We start from the raw sequence: 15899 nt of genomic DNA, 5'->3' as shown, positions 1-15899 counted from the left end.
CGCCGTTCGTCGCGTCCTACCATTTTTCTGATACCGACTATCGATGAAGCCAGTCCGCCTTCCCGCCGCTGCCACACTCGCGCTGCCACGATGGGCCTTGTTTGCGCTTGGCCTGCTGTACATCCTGCCTGGCCTGATCGGCCGCGAACCGTGGAAGAATGATGATGCCGCCAGTTTCGGCATCATGTGGACCATGGCGCATGGCGGCCTGAACGATTGGCTGTGGCCCAACGTGGCCGGCCTGTCCATGCCCGAGGAAGGCCCGCTGGCCTTCTGGCTGGGCGCCATCACCATCAAGCTGTTCGGCTGGATCGATGGCGACGTGTTCGGCGCGCGCATGTCGACCATCGGCATCTTCGTCGTCAGCACCCTGTCCGTCTGGTACACCGCCTTCAACCTGGGCCGCCGCAACGATGCCCAGCCCCTGCGCCTGGCCTTCGGCGGACAGCCCGAGCCGGACGATTTCGGCCGCACCCTGGCCGATGCCGCCGTACTCATCTATCTTGGCTGCCTGGGCCTGCTGCAGCACAGCCACGACATCACGGCCGAAGCCCTGTACGTTTCCCTGATGGCCTATCTGCTGTACCGTGCCGTGCGCTACGTGGAAGGCCCGTCCGTGCGCAACGCCGCCCTGCTGGGCCTGGCGCTGGGCGGCCTGACCCTCACGCGCGGCTGGATCACGCCGGCGGCGCTGACCATCGCCATGCTGCTGTGCACCGTCTTCCTGCGCCTGTCGCTGCTGCGCAGCATGCGCCACCTGGCGCTGGCCGTGCTGGTGGCCATCGCCCTGACCCTGGTGTGGCTGCTGCCGGGCGAATGGCTGCTGCCATATGGCCATTCGCCGCTGCAAGCCTGGATGGAGTGGAACTGCCGCCAGTTCAGCCCGCCCAGCGTGAAAAGCGTGCAATATTTCTTCCGCGTCGGCATCTGGTTCTTCTGGCCCGCCTGGCCGTTCGCCGCCTGGGCCGTGTATGCCTGGCGCCGCCAGCACCATGTGCTGCACATCGTCGTGCCGCTGACCTTTGTCGCCATGCTGGCCATCCTCAGCCTGTGCCATCCCGATCCGGAACCGAGCCAGCTGCTGCCGCTGCTGCCGCCGCTGGCCGTGATGGCCGCATTCGGCCTGCTGACCATGAAACGGGGCGCCATCAACGCCATCGACTGGTTCTCCGTGATGGTGCTGACCATTTGCGCCCTGGTGCTCTGGCTGTTCTGGTTCGCCACCCTGACGGGCTGGCCGCCACGCCTGGCCTACAATGCGCTGAAATTGCTGCCGGGATTCAAGCCCGAACTGGAACTGACGGCCTTTTTCGTGGCCGCCTGCGCCAGTGCGGGCTGGGTGGCACTGGTGCACTGGCGCATTTCACGCCAGCCAGCCGTGCTGTGGCGCGCCGTGGTGCTGTCGTCCGGCGGCCTGATCCTGATCTGGGTGCTGATCATGACCCTGTTCCTGCCGCCTTTGAATTACAGCAAGAGCTACGCCAGCGTGGCGCACCAGATCTCCGTGCATCTGCCGCCGGGCAGCAAATGCATCAACAGCAACGTCGGCTCGGCGCAGCGCGCCTCGTTCGCTTACTACGGCCACTTGCCGTTTGCCCAGGTCGGGCAGCAGCAGTGCGACGTGTTCCTGTTGCAAGACAGCATCAAGGTACCGGACAACAAGGAACGTTTGCCCGAACACCATGGCGCCGACTGGATCAAGCTGTGGGAGGGCCGCCGCCCCACCGACGATGTCGAACGTTTCCGCCTGTACCAGCGCGTCAAGTAAGACAAAAAAACCGGGCTAGCCCGGTTTTTTATTATGCATATAGAAACATTAATCCACCGGAAAAGTGTTGCATTAAAATATAGTTAATTACTTAAATTGAACTAGAATTGTTTTTTAGATTATAATGTCGGCCAGCGTGATGGCGGTGTTCTTGCTCTCCCGCCCTATCGTCCCTAATTTAATATGAGAATACCCATGAAATCATTTGCCACACGCACCCTGCCGCTGATCAGCGCCGCCCTGTTCGCCTTCTCCTTCAGCGCCTCGGCGCAGGCCACCGTGATCGACCTCGGCGTCGCCAATGGCTACTCGGCCTTTATCTTCGGCAACATCGGCAGCAGCTCGGCCAGCGGCTTCACCAGCGTTGGCGGCAGCATCGCCGCCGGCGGCAATATCTATCTGGACAACTACAGCGTCGGCACCAACAAAAAGCCAGGCAGCGCCGCCAATACGGTCGTTGCTGGCGGCAACCTGAACACGGGCTGGGGCACCTTGAACGGTTCGGCCGTGTACGGCGTCAGCAACGCCAACGCCACCCTGACGGCACCACAATGGTTCCCGACGAACAACATCAGCAAAGGCAACGCCTCCACCCTGGACTTCGCGGGCGCCAAGCAGCAACTGACGACCTTGTCGAGCGATGTGGCCAAGCTGCAATCGAACGGTACCGTGGTGTCGCAGTACGGCAACATGACCCTGGTGGGCGACATCAACGCCGACGTGAATATCTTCACGATCAATGCGGGCGACCTGCATAACCTGACGCTGGACCTGTCGTCGCTGAAAAGCACGGCCAGCATCATCATCAACGGCACCGCCACCAACATCACCATGAGCGGCGGCTTCGACAATTTCGCCAGCTACGCCAACCGTACGCTGTTCAACTTTGCCAACGCCACCACCACCAGCCTGAACAACGTCGGCATCAATGGCAGCATCCTGGCGCCGAACGCCGCGTTCTCGGGTTCGGGCGACATGAATGGCACCCTGATCGCCAATTCGGTCAGCTCGGTCAACTATGGCCATGTCGCGATGAACGGCTCCGGCTTCAACACCGTGAACGTGTCGGCCGTGCCGGAACCAGGCACCTACGCCATGCTGCTGGCCGGCCTGGGCTTGCTGGCCTTCCTGCGCCGCCGCACGCCAGCGCGCGCACCGCAAGCCGCGATGGCTTGAGCTTTACGCTGAATCAATAAAAACACCGGGCCGCGCCAGCGTCCCGGTGTTTTTTTATGTGCCGGCGAAACGCCTATGCCGTACCCAGGCCCAGATCGTTGGCCACTTGCTGGCGCAATACATATTTCTGGATCTTGCCCGTTACCGTCATGGGGAATTCCTCGACGAAGCGCACGTAGCGGGGAATCTTGTAATAGGCGATCTGCCCGTCGCAAAAGGCGCGGATGTCCTCGCTGGTGGCTTGCGTGCCAGGCCGCAAGATGATGCAGGCGCACAGCTCCTCGCCATACTTGGCGTCCGGCACGCCCACGCACTGCACGTCGAGCACGCTCGGGTGGCGGTACAGGAATTCCTCCACTTCGCGCGGATAGATGTTTTCGCCGCCGCGGATGACCATGTCCTTCGAGCGGCCGACGATGCTGCAAAAACCGTTCGCGTCGATCACGGCCAGGTCGCCCGTGTGCATCCAGCGCGCCGTGTCGATGGCCTCGGCGGTCTTTTCCGGGTCGCCCCAGTAGCCCTGCATCACGGAATAGCCCCGCGTCAGCAATTCGCCCTTTTCGCCGCGCGGCACGATGCGTCCTTCCGCATCGACGATTTTCACTTCCAGGTGCGGGTGCACCCGGCCGATGGACGACACGCGCATTTCGCGCGGATCCTCGATCGCCGTCTGGAAACTGACGGGCGAAGTTTCCGTCATGCCATACGCGATGGTAATCTCCGCCATGTGCATCAATTCGATGACCCGCGTCATGACTTCCATCGGGCACGGCGAACCGGCCATGATGCCGGTGCGCAGCCTGGACAGGTCGTATTGCTTGAAGTCGGGATGGTCGAGGATGGCGATGAACATGGTGGGCACGCCATGCAAGCCCGTGCAGCGCTCGGCCTGCACCGTCTCCAGCACGGCCTTCGGATCGAAGCCCTCGCCCGGATACACCATGGCTGCGCCATGCGTGACGCAGGCCAGGTTGCCCAGCACCATGCCGAAGCAGTGGTACAGGGGCACGGGAATGCACAGCCGGTCCTGCTGCGTCAGGCGCATGGCTTCGCCGATGAAAAAACCGTTGTTCAGGATATTGTGGTGCGTCAGGGTGGCGCCTTTCGGCGCGCCCGTGGTGCCGGAAGTGAACTGAATGTTGACGGCATCGTCAAACTGCAAGGTGGCGCTGACGTCTTGCAGGTGCGCCAGGTCCGCATCCGTGATGCCGTCCATCAAGGCGTCGAAGTTATGCATGCCTGGCGTGGCAGCCGCGCCCAGGCGGATGACGTGGCGCAATTGCGGCAGGCGCGGCGACTGCAGGGCGCCGGCGCGCGCACGGGCGATCTCCGGCACCACATCCTGCACGATGGCCAGGTAGTCGCTGGACTTGAAACTGGGCGACAGGATCAGCGCGCTGCACTGCACCTTGTCGAGCACATACTCGAGTTCCGAACGCCGGTAGGCGGGGTTGATGTTGACCATGATCAAGCCCGCTTTCGCCGTGGCGAACTGCGTCAGCACCCATTCGGCGCAGTTCTGCGACCAGATGCCGACCCGCTCGCCCGGCTGCAAGCCCAGCTTCAGCAAGCCGGCGGCCAGGCGGTGCACGCGCTGCTGGAATTCGGCATACGTCCAGCGCACGTTCTGGTGCGCCACGATCAGGGCGTCGTGCTGGCCGTAGCGGGCCGCGATGCCGTCCAGGTAGGCGCCGATCGTTTCGCCGATCAACGGCGTCTCGTGGGCGCCGTGTACATAACTCATTGCTTGCATGCTGTCTCCAGGGTAATGGCGCGACGCGCTCTTGTGAAGGTCACCGACTGCAAAAATTATAGCCGCAACCGCCCCCACCCTGCACCGGCTTGCTGTAATGTGCAGACCGGCACGCACGACACGCACGGCAACTCACGGCACGACATTCATGACAGGCAACACCGAGCATCCGCCCGAGCAGGGCTTCATCCTGACCCGCCACTGGCGCGACACCAGCGCCGGCACGGAGGTCGATTTCTGGCTGGCAACTGACGCCGGGCCACGCCACGTGCGCCTGCCCCTGCAGACGGCCGTCGCCTTCATTCCCATGGAACAGCGCGAACAGGCGGAACAGCTGCTGCGCGGCGAACGCCACGCCGAGCTGCGCCCCCTGTCCCTGTGCGATTTCCACCACCGCCCCGTGATGGGCTTGTATTGCAAGCAATACCGGCACTTGCTGAAGCTGGAAAAGCAGCTGCGCGCGCATGGCATCGATGTCTACGAAGCCGACGTGCGCCCGCCCGAGCGCTACCTGATGGAGCGTTTTATTACGGCGCCCGTCACGTTCAGCGGCGACACGGCACAGGAACTGCAGCTGAAACCGGCAGCCGGCTACCGTCCCGCATTAAGACTGGTGTCGCTCGATATCGAGACGACGGCGCACGGCGAACTGTATTCGATCGCGCTGGAGGGCTGCGGCCAGCGCCAGGTCTACATGCTGGGCCCGCAAAATGGCGGCGACGAGACGCTGGACTTCGCGCTGGAATACTGCGCCACGCGCGCGCAGATCCTCGAATGCCTGAACGCGTGGATGGAACGGCACGACCCGGACGCCATCATCGGCTGGAACCTGGTGCAGTTCGACCTGCGCGTGCTGAGGGAACACGCGCAGCGCTACCAGGTGCCATTAAAACTGGGACGCGGCGGCGCCGTCATGGAATGGCGCGAGCACGGCGGCAAGCAGGAACATTATTTTGCCGCCGCGGCCGGACGGCTGATCATCGACGGCATCGAAGCGCTGCGCTCTGCCACCTGGAATTTTTCCTCGTTCAGCCTGGAGAACGTGGCGCAAACCTTGCTGGGCGAAGGCAAGTCGATCGACAATCCCTACCAGCGCATGGCCGAGATCGACCGCCGCTTCCGCGAAGACAAGCCGGCGCTGGCGCGCTACAACCTCAAGGATTGCGAGCTGGTCACGCGCATCTTTGCAAAAACCGAATTGCTGACCTTCCTGCTGGAGCGGGCCAGCGTGACGGGCCTGGCGGCCGACCGCAGCGGCGGCTCCGTGGCCGCCTTCGAGCATCTGTACCTGCCGCTGATGCACCGGCAGGGCTACGTGGCGCCCAACCTGGGCGATGTGTCGGGCGAGAACAGTCCCGGCGGCTTCGTCATGGATTCGCAGTCGGGCCTGTACGACTCCGTGCTGGTGCTCGACTACAAAAGCCTGTACCCGTCCATCATCCGCACTTTCCTCATCGACCCCGTGGGCCTGGTGGTGGGCACGGGCGGCGACGAGGCCGATACCGTGCCCGGCTACCGGGGCGCGCAATTTTCGCGCGTGAAACACTGCCTGCCGGCCATCGTGAAACAGGTGTGGCAAGGGCGCGAGGTCGCCAAGCGCGAGCGCAACGCGCCCCTGTCGCAAGCCTTGAAAATCATCATGAACGCGTTTTATGGCGTGCTGGGCTCCAGCGGCTGCCGTTTTTTCGATCCGCGCCTGGCCTCGTCGATCACCCTGCGCGGACACGACATCATGCACCGCACGCGCGAGCTGATCACCGGGCAAGGCTATCAGGTGATTTATGGCGACACGGACTCCACCTTCGTGTGGCTGAAGACGGCGCATACGGACGAGGCGGCGGGCAAGATCGGCCGCGCCCTGGTGGCGCACGTGAACGCCTGGTGGGATACCTATCTGCGCGAGGAATTCGGCCTGGAAAACGCGCTGGAGCTGGAATTCGAGACGCATTACCGGCGTTTCCTGATGCCCACCATCCGCGGCTCGGAAGAAGGCAGCAAGAAGCGCTACGCGGGCCTGGTGGGCAAGCCCGACGGCAGCGAGGACATGGTCTACAAGGGCCTGGAAACGGTGCGCAGCGACTGGACGCCGCTGGCGCAGCAATTCCAGCAGGAACTCTACCGGCGCATCTTCCAGCGCAGCGCCTACCAGGACTATGTGCGCGACTACGTGGCGCGCACCGTGCGCGGCGAATTCGACGCGTTATTGGTCTACCGCAAGCGCCTGCGCCGCCCGCTCGACGATTACCAGCGCAACGTGCCGCCCCACGTGCGCGCAGCGCGCACGGCCGATGCCTACAACCTGGCGCAGGGACGCCCGCTGCAATACCAGAACGGCGGCTGGATCAGCTATGTGATCACGGTGGCGGGACCGGAGCCGCTGGAGACGCAACGCTCGCCCATCGATTACCAGCATTACCTGACGCGCCAGCTGCAGCCGGTGGCGGACGCGATACTGCCGTTCCTGGGCGACGATTTTTCGCGCCTCGTGTCGGGCCAGCAGGATCTGTTTTAAATTTGTTTTAAATCAATTCTGCTTACCTGCACGGCCAAGCTGAGGTAATATCGGCGCCTGCCGGGCCATGTCTGGCCCTGTTTGCAGGCGCGGTGCGCCGCGGCAGCGTAAAATACGCCATGGCGAAAGAATAAGAGCTCCACCCAAGAAGAAGATGCCGTTCCAGACGAGAATCGTTCGCAACCCGATTCTCGCCACTGGAATGGCGCATAATTTACAACTATGTTGAACCAGCCGGCCGGACTGCCCATCGTCCGCCCGCTAATTTTTGAATGAATTGACACCATGACCGAGATCACGTCCTTAAGAGACATCCCGCAAAAAAATATCTTCCGCAAGGGCGACACCTTTGTGCTGTTCGGCGAGCTGTTCGGCCGCGGCTATGTAAATGGCTTGCTGGACGAAGCACGCAAGGCGGGCATGAATATCGTCGGCATGACGGTGGGCCGCCGCGATGAAAACATGGCGCTGCGCCCGCTGAACGCGGAAGAGCTGGCCGAAGCGGAAGCCAACCTGGGCGGCCGCATCATCAATGTGCCGCTGATGGCCGGTTTCGACCTGGACGCGCCACCGGGCGAGCCGACGCCGACGGCCCTGCTGGCCGACATGACCCTGAAAAGCTGGCAGGAAGACAAGCTGGACTGGGCGCAGATCGAGCGCTGCCGCGCAGCGGGCGTAGCCCGTTTTACGGCGTCCGTGGCCAAGGCCATGGCCGAACTGGACACCTTGATTCCTGACGGCAGCAATGTGTATTTCGCCCACACCATGGCCGGCGGCATTCCGAAGGTCAAGGTCTTCCTGGCCATCGCCAACCGCATCTACAAGGGCCGCGGCGAGCGCTTCATGTCCTCGCGCGCCCTGCTCGACAGCGACCTGGGCAAATTGATCCTGATGAACTTTGACGAAGTCACGGCCAACACTCTGCAGCACCTGATCGACGGCAGCGCCGCCATCCGCGCCCGCATCGAGCAAACGGGCGGCCAGGTACGCTACAGCGCCTACGGCTACCACGGCACCGAGATCTTGATCGACGGCAAGTACCAGTGGCAAACGTACAGCAACTACACGCAAGGCCTGGCCAAGATGCGCCTGGAAAACGTGGCCAAGGCCGCGTGGGAAAAAGGCATCAAGGCCACCGTCTTCAACTGCCCGGAAATCCGCACGAATTCGTCCGACATTTTCGTGGGCGTGGAACTGTCGCTGTTCCCCCTGCTCGATGCGCTGAAAAAAGAAGGCGGCGCGGCCTGGGCCGAAGAACAGTGGAAAATCTGCCAGGGCTTGCTGGAAGACGGCGTCTCGCTGCAGGACTTGCTCGACCGCATCGCCGCCTACAACGGCGACGCCACCAGCGTGCAGTTCCGCAACTTCGCCGCCTGGCCGATGGACAACACGCCGGAGCTGGCCGAAGTCATGATCGGCACGTCGGACGACATCACCAAGCTGCACAAGGACCGCAAGGAACTCATCACCGACCATCTGAGCTCGCTGGTGCTGGAAGGCACGGGCCCGCTGATGTTCCACGAAATGTCGGACCCGAAAGCGCCCGTCATCTGGCTGAACCACGACATCATCGCGCGCCAGCTGAACTCCGTGCATAACTGAGTCATGCGACGCCCGGCAAATGCGCTAAACAGTATGTCAGGCGAAAAACTTGCCGGATCACGATAAATCAGTGATAATGCGTCTCGCGTTGCCGGGATGGCGGAATAGGTAGACGCACGGGACTCAAAATCCCGCGCTGGAAACAGCGTGCCGGTTCGATTCCGGCTCCCGGCACCAGAACACAGCAGTAGAAGCTCGAAAAATATCCAGGAACCCGCCTTCGTCATAGGAGCGCGGGTTTTTTGTTGTCCGTGTTTGTCCATCGGCGTACATTAAAAGCCATGAACTTTGTTGGTACTTTTTGCTGGATTTAGGATTTTCTCTAAAAAAATACCATCAGGGAGTGCGCCATGCCACTGTCCGATCTGTTTATCCGCCATGCCGTCTACCAGGGCACGCCCAGCGGCGACAAGTATCCCGACCTGTACGGCATGTACCTGCTGGTTACCCGAACGGGAAAATACTGGCGGATGAATTACCGCCATGCAGGCAAGCAAAAGACCTTGGCCCTGGGCGTCTACCCCCGCGTGAGCCTGGCCCAGGCGCGGCGCAAGGCCGAAGAGGCGCGCCAGGCGCTGGCCGAAGGGATCGACCCGAACGCCGTCAAGCGCGCGCAGAAGGCCGAACAGCGCAGCGCCGCCCTGAACACCTTCGACAAGCTGGCACGCCAGTGGCTGCTCACCATCCAGCGCAACGGCAGCGCCAGTACGCAAAAGAAAGTCGGCAACTGGCTCGAAGGCGACGTCATCCCGTATCTTGGCAAGATGCCGCTCAACACCATCCGCCCGCGCGACGTGCTGCGCGTGGTGCAGCGCGTCGAGGCGCGCGGCGCGATCGATTCGGCGCACCGCATCAAGCAGCTGTGCGGCCAGGTGCTGCGCTTCGGCGTGGCGATGGACCTCGTCGAGCGCGACGTCACGGCAGACCTGAAAGGCGCATTGACGCCGGTGCCAAGAACGCACTACCCGGCACTGACGGAACCGGGCGATGTCGCGCCGCTGCTGCGCGCCATTTATGGCTACCACGGCCATGTCACGGCGGTGGCGGCGCTGAAACTGGCGCCCATGCTGTTCGTGCGTCCCGGCGAACTGCGCGCCGCCGAATGGAGCGAAATCCATCTCGATGCCGCCGAGTGGCGCATCCCGGCCAGGAAAATGAAAATGCAACTCGAACACCTGGTGCCGCTGCCGACACAGGCCGTGGCGATCCTGCGCGCGCTGCAGCCTGTCACCGGCGAAGGCCGCTACGTGTTTCCCGGCCTGCGCGGCGGCCAGCGCTGCATGAGCGAAAACACCATCAATGCGGCGCTGCGTTCCCTCGGCTATGCCAAGGAAGTCATGACCGGCCACGGTTTCCGCGCCATGGCCCGCACCATCCTCGACGAAGTGCTGCAAGAGCGCGTGGACCTGATCGAGCACCAGCTGGCGCACAGCGTCATCGACCCGAACGGGCGCGCCTACAACCGCACGGCGCACCTGCCTGCGCGCCGCGCCATGATGCAGCGCTGGGCCGACTATCTCGACGCCCTGCGCGACGGCGTCGCCACGCCGCCAGCCTGACGGTGACGCCCGCATGGAGAAAGAAAACCAGCGGCGGCGCTGGCCGGAACAGGTGCGGCGAGACGCATGCCTGTCGCCGCCGCGCCACGATGGGCGACACGGCGTGCGTCCACCCGCATCCGCCTTCGTCCTGTTTCGCGACAGCGCCCGCGCTGTTTGATATCGCATAAGGAAAGCGGCGGGCACGCGCCTACATTAAAGACCGGGGAGCCGCGAGCGCGTGGGCTGGCGAGGAGCAAGCCATGTTTTCGCTTCGCTCAAACCGGCTTGCCCTGCGGGGCCATCCTCGCTGCGCTCGCCCACCACGCCAGGAGCATCGATGCACGCCGAAACCACGCCAAGCAAGCGACAAGGCGGCCGCCCGAAAGGCGACCCGGCCGCCGTGCGCGGCGCCACCATCGGCGTGCGCGTGTCGGCCGCCGAACATGCGGCGCTGCTGGAACGCGCCGCCCGCATGCAGATGCGTCCCGCGCAATGGCTGCGCGCCGCAGCGCTGGCGCGCGCCTTGCCCTCGCCGCCCGTCGCCGCCATCAACCGCGAACACTACGTGGAACTGGCCCGCCTGGCGTCCAACCTGAATCAATTGACCCATCTCGCCAACGAGGGCGGCCGCGTCGCCGTGGCCGACGCCCTGCTGCAGCGGCTGATCGCGGAAACGCGCCGCCTGCGGCTGGCACTGCTGGGCGTGAAGGAGCAGGACGGTGATCGCTAAGGCCATCAAGGGACGCGGCTTTCGCGGCGTGCTGGCGTATGACCTGGGCAAGGAGCAGGCGCGCGTGATCGACACCAACATGACCGGCCGCACGCCGCGCGAACTGGCGCAGGAATTCGGCGCCGTGCGCAAGCTGCGCCCAGGCCTGGGCAAGGCGGTGCTGCACGTATCGCTGTCGGCCGCGCCGGGAGAGCAGCTGTCCGACGCCCAGTGGACGCAGATCGCGGGCCGCTATCTGGCGGGCATGGGCCTGGACGACAACCAGTACCTGCTGACGCGCCATGCCGACACCCGGCATGAGCACGTGCACCTGCTGGTCAACCGCGTCCGCTGCGATGGCGGCGTGACCAGCGACAGCCACGACTACCGGCGCCAGGAAAGCATCATGCGCGCCGTCGAACGCGACTTCGGCCTGCAGCAGCTGCGCCCCTCCGTCGAGGCGCCGCGCCGCGCGGCGAGCCGGGGCGAGATCGAGGCGGGCCTGCGCACCGGCATCGCCTCGACACGGCAACGGCTGCAGCAACTGTGCGACGCCGCCATCACCGGCTGCGCCAGTTTCACCGCTTTCATGCAGCGCCTGGCAGCGGCGGGCGTGGCCCTGGTGCCGGTGACGCAGCGCCATGACAGCACCCTGGCGGGCCTGTCCTACCGCCTCGATGGCGTGCTGATGAAGGGCAGCGACCTGGGACGCGGATACAGCCCGATGGGTTTGGCGAAACGAGGAGTCCACTATGACAAAGAGCGAGACCTTGCGGCAGTTGGCCACTGCCGAGAACACGGCGCAACTGGACGCGCTGGCGTGCAAAATGGCGCAGCTGCACCAGGCGAAGCTGGCCAGCGCCGAGGAGCTGGCGGCGACCCTGGAGCCGCTGGCGCAGGCGATGGCGGCCCTGACGGACGAGACGCGCCAGACGATGCAGCAGCTGGGCCTCGATGGCACGCGCCAGGGCGAGCAGTTCCGGCGCCAGATCGAGGCGGCGACGAGCGCCTGGCGCAGCGCGGAACAGGCGGCGCGCGAGAGCGCCCAGGCAATCGACTGCAGCAGCCGTACGCTGTCGCAGCGCCAGTACCTGCTGGCCACGCTGGTGGGCACGATGACGGGGCTGCTCGCCAGCGCATTGTGGCTCTGTCTGGCACCTGCCCCCAGGTTGCAGAACGTGCTGGACGCGCAGCAGCTGGCCGCGCTGATCCGGCCCGCGACCGCAGCCTGGAAGCCGTGCGCGGGCAAATGACGGCACTGGGCTGCGCGCAGTTCGTCGTCAGGCTGGTGCAGGCAAGGGACGGCAAGCAAGAGACGCGGCAGTGGAGCGGGCTGGAACTGCTGCGCAGCCTGGCCTGGCTCAAGCGCATGAATGCGCGCGGCTACGACGTCACCCTGCGCCCCGCAGGCCCGCATGGCCTGCTGCTGCTCGACGGCCTGCAAGAGGCAGACTTGCAGCGTCTGGACGCGCGCGGCTGGCAGAGCGCCGCCGTGGTCGAAGTGCAGCATGGCCGCTTCCAGGCCTGGATCAAACTGTCCAGGCACCCAGTCGCCGACGCCTTGCGCGGCCAGGCGGCATCCCGCCTGGCGTCCGACCTTTGCCGCAGTGGCAGCGCCATCACGGTCGCCGAATTTGGCGCGCTGGCCGGATTGACCTGCCACGCACCGCACATGGCCGAAGGGCCAGCGGCACGCTATGCGCTGCTGCAGGCATCGGGCGGAACAGTGGCAACCGCCGCAGCGCCCTGCCTGGAGCGCATGGCGCACCTGCCGGGCCTGCCACCGCCGCCCAGGCGGACCATGCCGCAGGGCGCCATCCGGAAACGCTCAAGCGGGCGCGCCAGATAATCGGCATGCTGGTGCTGGCGGCCCCAGCAGCCGCGTTACCGATTGCATTTCGGCATGAATTCGACCGTCTGGCGCATGGGCAAGGCATTTGCCAGGGCGTGACAATGCGTGTAGTTTTCGGTTTGGCAATTTGCTATTCTCGGGGGCGCTTGTCGGCTACGGCTTTAATTAGCTAACGGCGGCAAGCGGCCAAAAGCGGACATTGGGCCACCGAACTTGAAAGGATGTTAGTGAAAAAACAATTGTTTTTTTGCGGTTTGTTTGTCTTTGCTTTGCACGCAGCAGCTCGTCAACCTGGCTGTGAGAATGTCGGCGCGCATCTAAACGAGCTTGCCAGTGCAGACCAGCAAATCCGACAAGAGTCCGAGGTGCTTGAGCAAGACCCCAATGCCGCTACCAACCAGAGGGATGCTCTACAACAGCGCTGGCAAATTATCGATAGTGAAAATCTAAAGCAATTCAAGCAAATCATTGCAGCATGCGGCTGGCCGAAAACGAGCAAAGACAGTCACAGCGCTTGGTTGTTAGCTCAGCACGCAGATAGCGACTTGGTGTTCCAACGCCTTGCGAGGGGACTTTTAGACGCATCTGTCAAAGCTGGTATTGCAGCACCACGTGATCTTGCCTATCTGGCTGACCGCATCGCGGCCAACGAACACCGTCCACAAGAATATGGAACACAATTCTCACGGACTGATCGCTGCCATTTAGTGCTTGACCAGGTAGATGACCGAGCGTTGGTCAATCATCGCCGCCTGGCGATTGGACTACAGAGCCTTGAGGAATATGAGGCAGAAGCACGTAGGCATTTTATTCCGCCCGACTGTCCGCCGGGTGAGCGCAAAATCGAATGACTGCTTTGGGGCGTAAGCGGACACCGCAATAGAAAGGCCGTCGCCTCAAAAAAATCGCAGCAATTTTCGGCCATGCTTTTCAAGAAAGCGTTCCCTCACTACCGATGTTTGCTGGAAGGAAAATACAAAATCAAAAAAATTCATCGGGAGTGCTAGCATTTGACTTTTTTTGTACTAGACTATTTGTCTGAAGTCACCAGCAACCGCTCCAAATGGAATGGTAACGAAGAACTTTTTCTCCAATGATGGTATTTATGATGGTATTTTTGGATATTTGCTGAATTCTCATAGCAGTTTTCGATTCCGGCTCCCGCACCATAGAACACCAAGCAGTACTGATTGAAACCCGCCCATCGCCAGATGTTGCGGGTTTTTTTACGTTAGCGTCCCAGCTTTTTCTCCAGTCCCGCCTTCACCGCTTGCCACTCCGTATCGATGATGCTGAAACGCACGGAGTTGCGCTTGCGCCCGTCCGGCATGATGCGTTCGTGGCGCACGATGCCTTCCTGCACGGCGCCCAGGCGCAGGATGGCGGCGCGCGATGTGGCGTTCAGTTCATCGGTGGTCAATTGCACGCGCACGGCCTGCATGGCCTCGAAGGCGTGCGTCAGCAGCAGCCATTTCGCTTCCGTGTTCACGCCCGTGCGCTGCACGGAAGCACTGAGCCAGGTATGGCCGATTTCCATCTTGCGATTCGGCCCGTCGATTTTCCAGAAGCGCGTGCTGCCGACGATGGCGCCCGTGGATTTCTGCACGATGACGAAAGGCATGACCGTGCCCGCCCGCCGGCCTTCCAGCGCCGTGGCAACGTAGCGGGCGATCGTCCCGGGTCCCGGCACCACGGTCACGCTCATGTTCCACAGTTCGCCATCGGCGGCCGCCTGCAGCAGCTGCGGCGCATGGTCCGCCTGCATGGGCAGCAAGTCGACCAACTGGCCGCGCAAGGCAATCTCCCTCATTTGTTCCATCCGCTTATGCAAACGGCCGCACGCCAAACAGCACGCCGTGCAGCCAGAACGCCAGCAGCAGCCACAGCGCCCCCCCGGCACCGATGGCGGCCAGGGTGCCGGCTGCCGTGCCACCCTGGTAGGTGACGCCGGCCGCGCGGTCGCGCTGCACGGCGGAACGCAGGTCGGCCAGCGACCAGATCAGGAAACTGCCGAACAGCACGACATCGGCCACGCTGCCATTGGCCAGCAGGTGCGCCACGGCCCACAGCTGCGTGCCCAGCAGCATCGGGTGATGCACGAGGGTCTTGATGCGGTTGCGCGGCATATTGGCCGCCGCTAACAGGATCAGCGAGAACAGCATCAGCAAGCCGCTCAGGTGGCGCATGCCCGGCGGGGGCGTCCACAGCGCCTGCGGCTGCTGGCGCGCCAGGCCGTAGCCCCAGATGATCAGGCCCAGGCCGAGCAGCGCCAGCAGCGAATACAGCCCCTTCCAGCGCCGTTCGCCAAGGCGCGCCAGCTGGGTGCTGCGCCAGCCATCGGCGGCGATGCGCACCGAGTGCACACCGAGGAACAGCAGCAAGCCGAGTATCAGCACCGTCATGACATTCTCCCGCAGTCCATATCAACTGGCGAGCATATACGACGCCATGGCCGGCGCCGTCCATGCAGATCAACGTTCCTCGCGATAGTAATCGCAGCCTTCAAACGTGGTGCGCAGCGCCTGCTGCAGCTGGGCGTAGCGCTCCGGCGCCAGATTGAAACGCACGTCGATCTGGCCGTCGTCGTCCATCTGCATGGCTGCCTCGGCATCCATCTGCACGGACAGGCGGTTCGGATGCAGGATCACGGCGTGCATGTGGCCATACCACGCAAATTCCTGGCCGCAGTATTCGATGTACGGCTCATCCATGCCCAGCGCCACGTCCTGCTCGTCGTAGGCGTCGGCGCGCTGCAGCATCAGGTAGACGGGTTCGCCCTTGGCGGCGGGCGCGGCCAGGGTGGTGATCAGGGCGTCGTCTTCATGGAGGACGGACAATTCGGTGGCGGTAAATCCTGCGGACATGGCGTGCTTTCAACAATTCAAGGGATGCCGCCACCATAGCGCAAAAGCGGCGCGGACAACATAGGGCGCGGCGAATAAAGCGTGCCGGCCCGCAAGCGCATCGCCGCCTATAATTGCCGCTA

13 protein-coding genes, 1 tRNA gene and 1 pseudogene are annotated in these 15899 nt (G+C 63.4%); 11 read left to right on the top strand and 4 right to left on the bottom strand.

Annotation, left to right across the window (positions count from 1 at the left end):
• The first annotated feature begins 43 nt into the window (after nt 1-43).
• Together ACZ92H_RS09005 and ACZ92H_RS09000 are read left to right on the top strand one after the other, a co-directional pair.
• Nucleotides 44-1768 (top strand): ArnT family glycosyltransferase, encoded by a 1725-nt coding sequence (locus ACZ92H_RS09005; protein WP_131373494.1) that lies wholly within the window; start codon nt 44-46, stop codon nt 1766-1768.
• A gap of 195 nt (nt 1769-1963) precedes the next feature.
• A complete protein-coding gene (locus tag ACZ92H_RS09000; RefSeq protein WP_131373493.1) occupies nt 1964-2944 on the top strand; it encodes a choice-of-anchor A family protein in 981 nt (326 codons plus the stop codon).
• A 73-nt stretch (nt 2945-3017) separates the two neighbouring features.
• On the opposite strand, the gene ACZ92H_RS08995 is transcribed toward ACZ92H_RS09000, so the two are convergent.
• Nucleotides 3018-4697 (bottom strand): AMP-binding protein, encoded by a 1680-nt coding sequence (locus ACZ92H_RS08995; RefSeq protein ID WP_465049052.1) that lies wholly within the window; start codon nt 4695-4697, stop codon nt 3018-3020.
• A 148-nt stretch (nt 4698-4845) separates the two neighbouring features.
• Between ACZ92H_RS08995 and ACZ92H_RS08990 the strand changes: the two genes are divergently transcribed.
• The 9 genes and pseudogenes from ACZ92H_RS08990 to ACZ92H_RS08950 all read left to right on the top strand — a co-directional run bounded on the left by ACZ92H_RS08990 (nt 4846) and on the right by ACZ92H_RS08950 (nt 13764).
• On the top strand, nt 4846-7209 hold the full coding sequence (locus ACZ92H_RS08990) for a DNA polymerase II (protein ID WP_131373491.1): 2364 nt from the start codon (nt 4846-4848) through the stop codon (nt 7207-7209).
• 285 nt (nt 7210-7494) lie between these two features.
• Nucleotides 7495-8811 carry an enoyl ACP reductase FabMG family protein gene (locus ACZ92H_RS08985; protein ID WP_131373490.1) on the top strand — a complete coding sequence of 439 codons (1317 nt, stop codon included), beginning with the start codon at nt 7495-7497 and terminating at the stop codon, nt 8809-8811.
• Nucleotides 8812-8901: 90 nt separating this feature from the next.
• A tRNA-Leu gene (locus ACZ92H_RS08980) sits at nt 8902-8988 on the top strand.
• Between the two features lie 173 nt (nt 8989-9161).
• Nucleotides 9162-10370, top strand: a complete 1209-nt coding sequence (locus ACZ92H_RS08975; protein WP_465049050.1) for a tyrosine-type recombinase/integrase — start codon at nt 9162-9164, stop codon at nt 10368-10370.
• Nucleotides 10371-10689: 319 nt separating this feature from the next.
• Complete coding sequence (locus ACZ92H_RS08970) at nt 10690-11082, top strand: plasmid mobilization protein (protein WP_465049049.1); 393 nt, start codon at nt 10690-10692, stop codon at nt 11080-11082.
• Nucleotides 11072-11485, top strand: a pseudogene (locus ACZ92H_RS08965) (relaxase/mobilization nuclease domain-containing protein); the annotation flags it as partial. The gene ACZ92H_RS08970 and the pseudogene ACZ92H_RS08965, both read left to right, overlap by 11 nt.
• A gap of 328 nt (nt 11486-11813) precedes the next feature.
• Nucleotides 11814-12314 (top strand): IncQ-type mobilization protein MobB, encoded by a 501-nt coding sequence (locus ACZ92H_RS08960; RefSeq protein ID WP_465049241.1) that lies wholly within the window; start codon nt 11814-11816, stop codon nt 12312-12314.
• Nucleotides 12311-12910 carry a DNA-primase RepB domain-containing protein gene (locus tag ACZ92H_RS08955; RefSeq protein WP_465049240.1) on the top strand — a complete coding sequence of 200 codons (600 nt, stop codon included), beginning with the start codon at nt 12311-12313 and terminating at the stop codon, nt 12908-12910. Before ACZ92H_RS08960 ends, ACZ92H_RS08955 begins: the two co-directional genes overlap by 4 nt.
• A 230-nt stretch (nt 12911-13140) precedes the next feature.
• Complete coding sequence (locus ACZ92H_RS08950; protein WP_465049048.1) at nt 13141-13764, top strand: DUF6624 domain-containing protein; 624 nt, start codon at nt 13141-13143, stop codon at nt 13762-13764.
• Between the two features lie 380 nt (nt 13765-14144).
• Here ACZ92H_RS08950 and ACZ92H_RS08945 read toward each other — a convergent pair whose 3' ends face one another.
• The 3 genes from ACZ92H_RS08945 to ACZ92H_RS08935 all read right to left on the bottom strand — a co-directional run bounded on the left by ACZ92H_RS08945 (nt 14145) and on the right by ACZ92H_RS08935 (nt 15777).
• Nucleotides 14145-14723: a GNAT family N-acetyltransferase gene (locus ACZ92H_RS08945; RefSeq protein ID WP_465049046.1), complete on the bottom strand. Its 579-nt coding sequence runs from the start codon at nt 14721-14723 to the stop codon at nt 14145-14147.
• A 13-nt stretch (nt 14724-14736) separates the two neighbouring features.
• Nucleotides 14737-15315, bottom strand: a complete 579-nt coding sequence (locus tag ACZ92H_RS08940; protein WP_465049045.1) for an NnrU family protein — start codon at nt 15313-15315, stop codon at nt 14737-14739.
• Nucleotides 15316-15384: 69 nt separating this feature from the next.
• Nucleotides 15385-15777, bottom strand: coding sequence for an Imm10 family immunity protein (locus ACZ92H_RS08935; protein WP_131373480.1), 393 nt, complete (start codon nt 15775-15777; stop codon nt 15385-15387).
• Nucleotides 15778-15899: the final 122 nt, after the last annotated feature.

The sequence above is a fragment of the Janthinobacterium foliorum genome, from assembly GCF_978021625.1.
This window is presented reverse-complemented; position numbering and strand designations above follow the sequence as displayed.

Coding starts and splice junctions, on each gene's coding strand:
- ACZ92H_RS09005 (WP_131373494.1), top strand. CDS start 44: ATGAAGCCAGTCCGCCTTCCCGCCGCTGCCACACTCGCGCTGCCACGA.
- ACZ92H_RS09000 (WP_131373493.1), top strand. CDS start 1,964: ATGAAATCATTTGCCACACGCACCCTGCCGCTGATCAGCGCCGCCCTG.
- ACZ92H_RS08995 (WP_465049052.1), bottom strand. CDS start 4,697: ATGCAAGCAATGAGTTATGTACACGGCGCCCACGAGACGCCGTTGATC.
- ACZ92H_RS08990 (WP_131373491.1), top strand. CDS start 4,846: ATGACAGGCAACACCGAGCATCCGCCCGAGCAGGGCTTCATCCTGACC.
- ACZ92H_RS08985 (WP_131373490.1), top strand. CDS start 7,495: ATGACCGAGATCACGTCCTTAAGAGACATCCCGCAAAAAAATATCTTC.
- ACZ92H_RS08975 (WP_465049050.1), top strand. CDS start 9,162: ATGCCACTGTCCGATCTGTTTATCCGCCATGCCGTCTACCAGGGCACG.
- ACZ92H_RS08970 (WP_465049049.1), top strand. CDS start 10,690: ATGCACGCCGAAACCACGCCAAGCAAGCGACAAGGCGGCCGCCCGAAA.
- ACZ92H_RS08960 (WP_465049241.1), top strand. CDS start 11,814: ATGACAAAGAGCGAGACCTTGCGGCAGTTGGCCACTGCCGAGAACACG.
- ACZ92H_RS08955 (WP_465049240.1), top strand. CDS start 12,311: ATGACGGCACTGGGCTGCGCGCAGTTCGTCGTCAGGCTGGTGCAGGCA.
- ACZ92H_RS08945 (WP_465049046.1), bottom strand. CDS start 14,723: ATGAGGGAGATTGCCTTGCGCGGCCAGTTGGTCGACTTGCTGCCCATG.
- ACZ92H_RS08940 (WP_465049045.1), bottom strand. CDS start 15,315: ATGACGGTGCTGATACTCGGCTTGCTGCTGTTCCTCGGTGTGCACTCG.
- ACZ92H_RS08935 (WP_131373480.1), bottom strand. CDS start 15,777: ATGTCCGCAGGATTTACCGCCACCGAATTGTCCGTCCTCCATGAAGAC.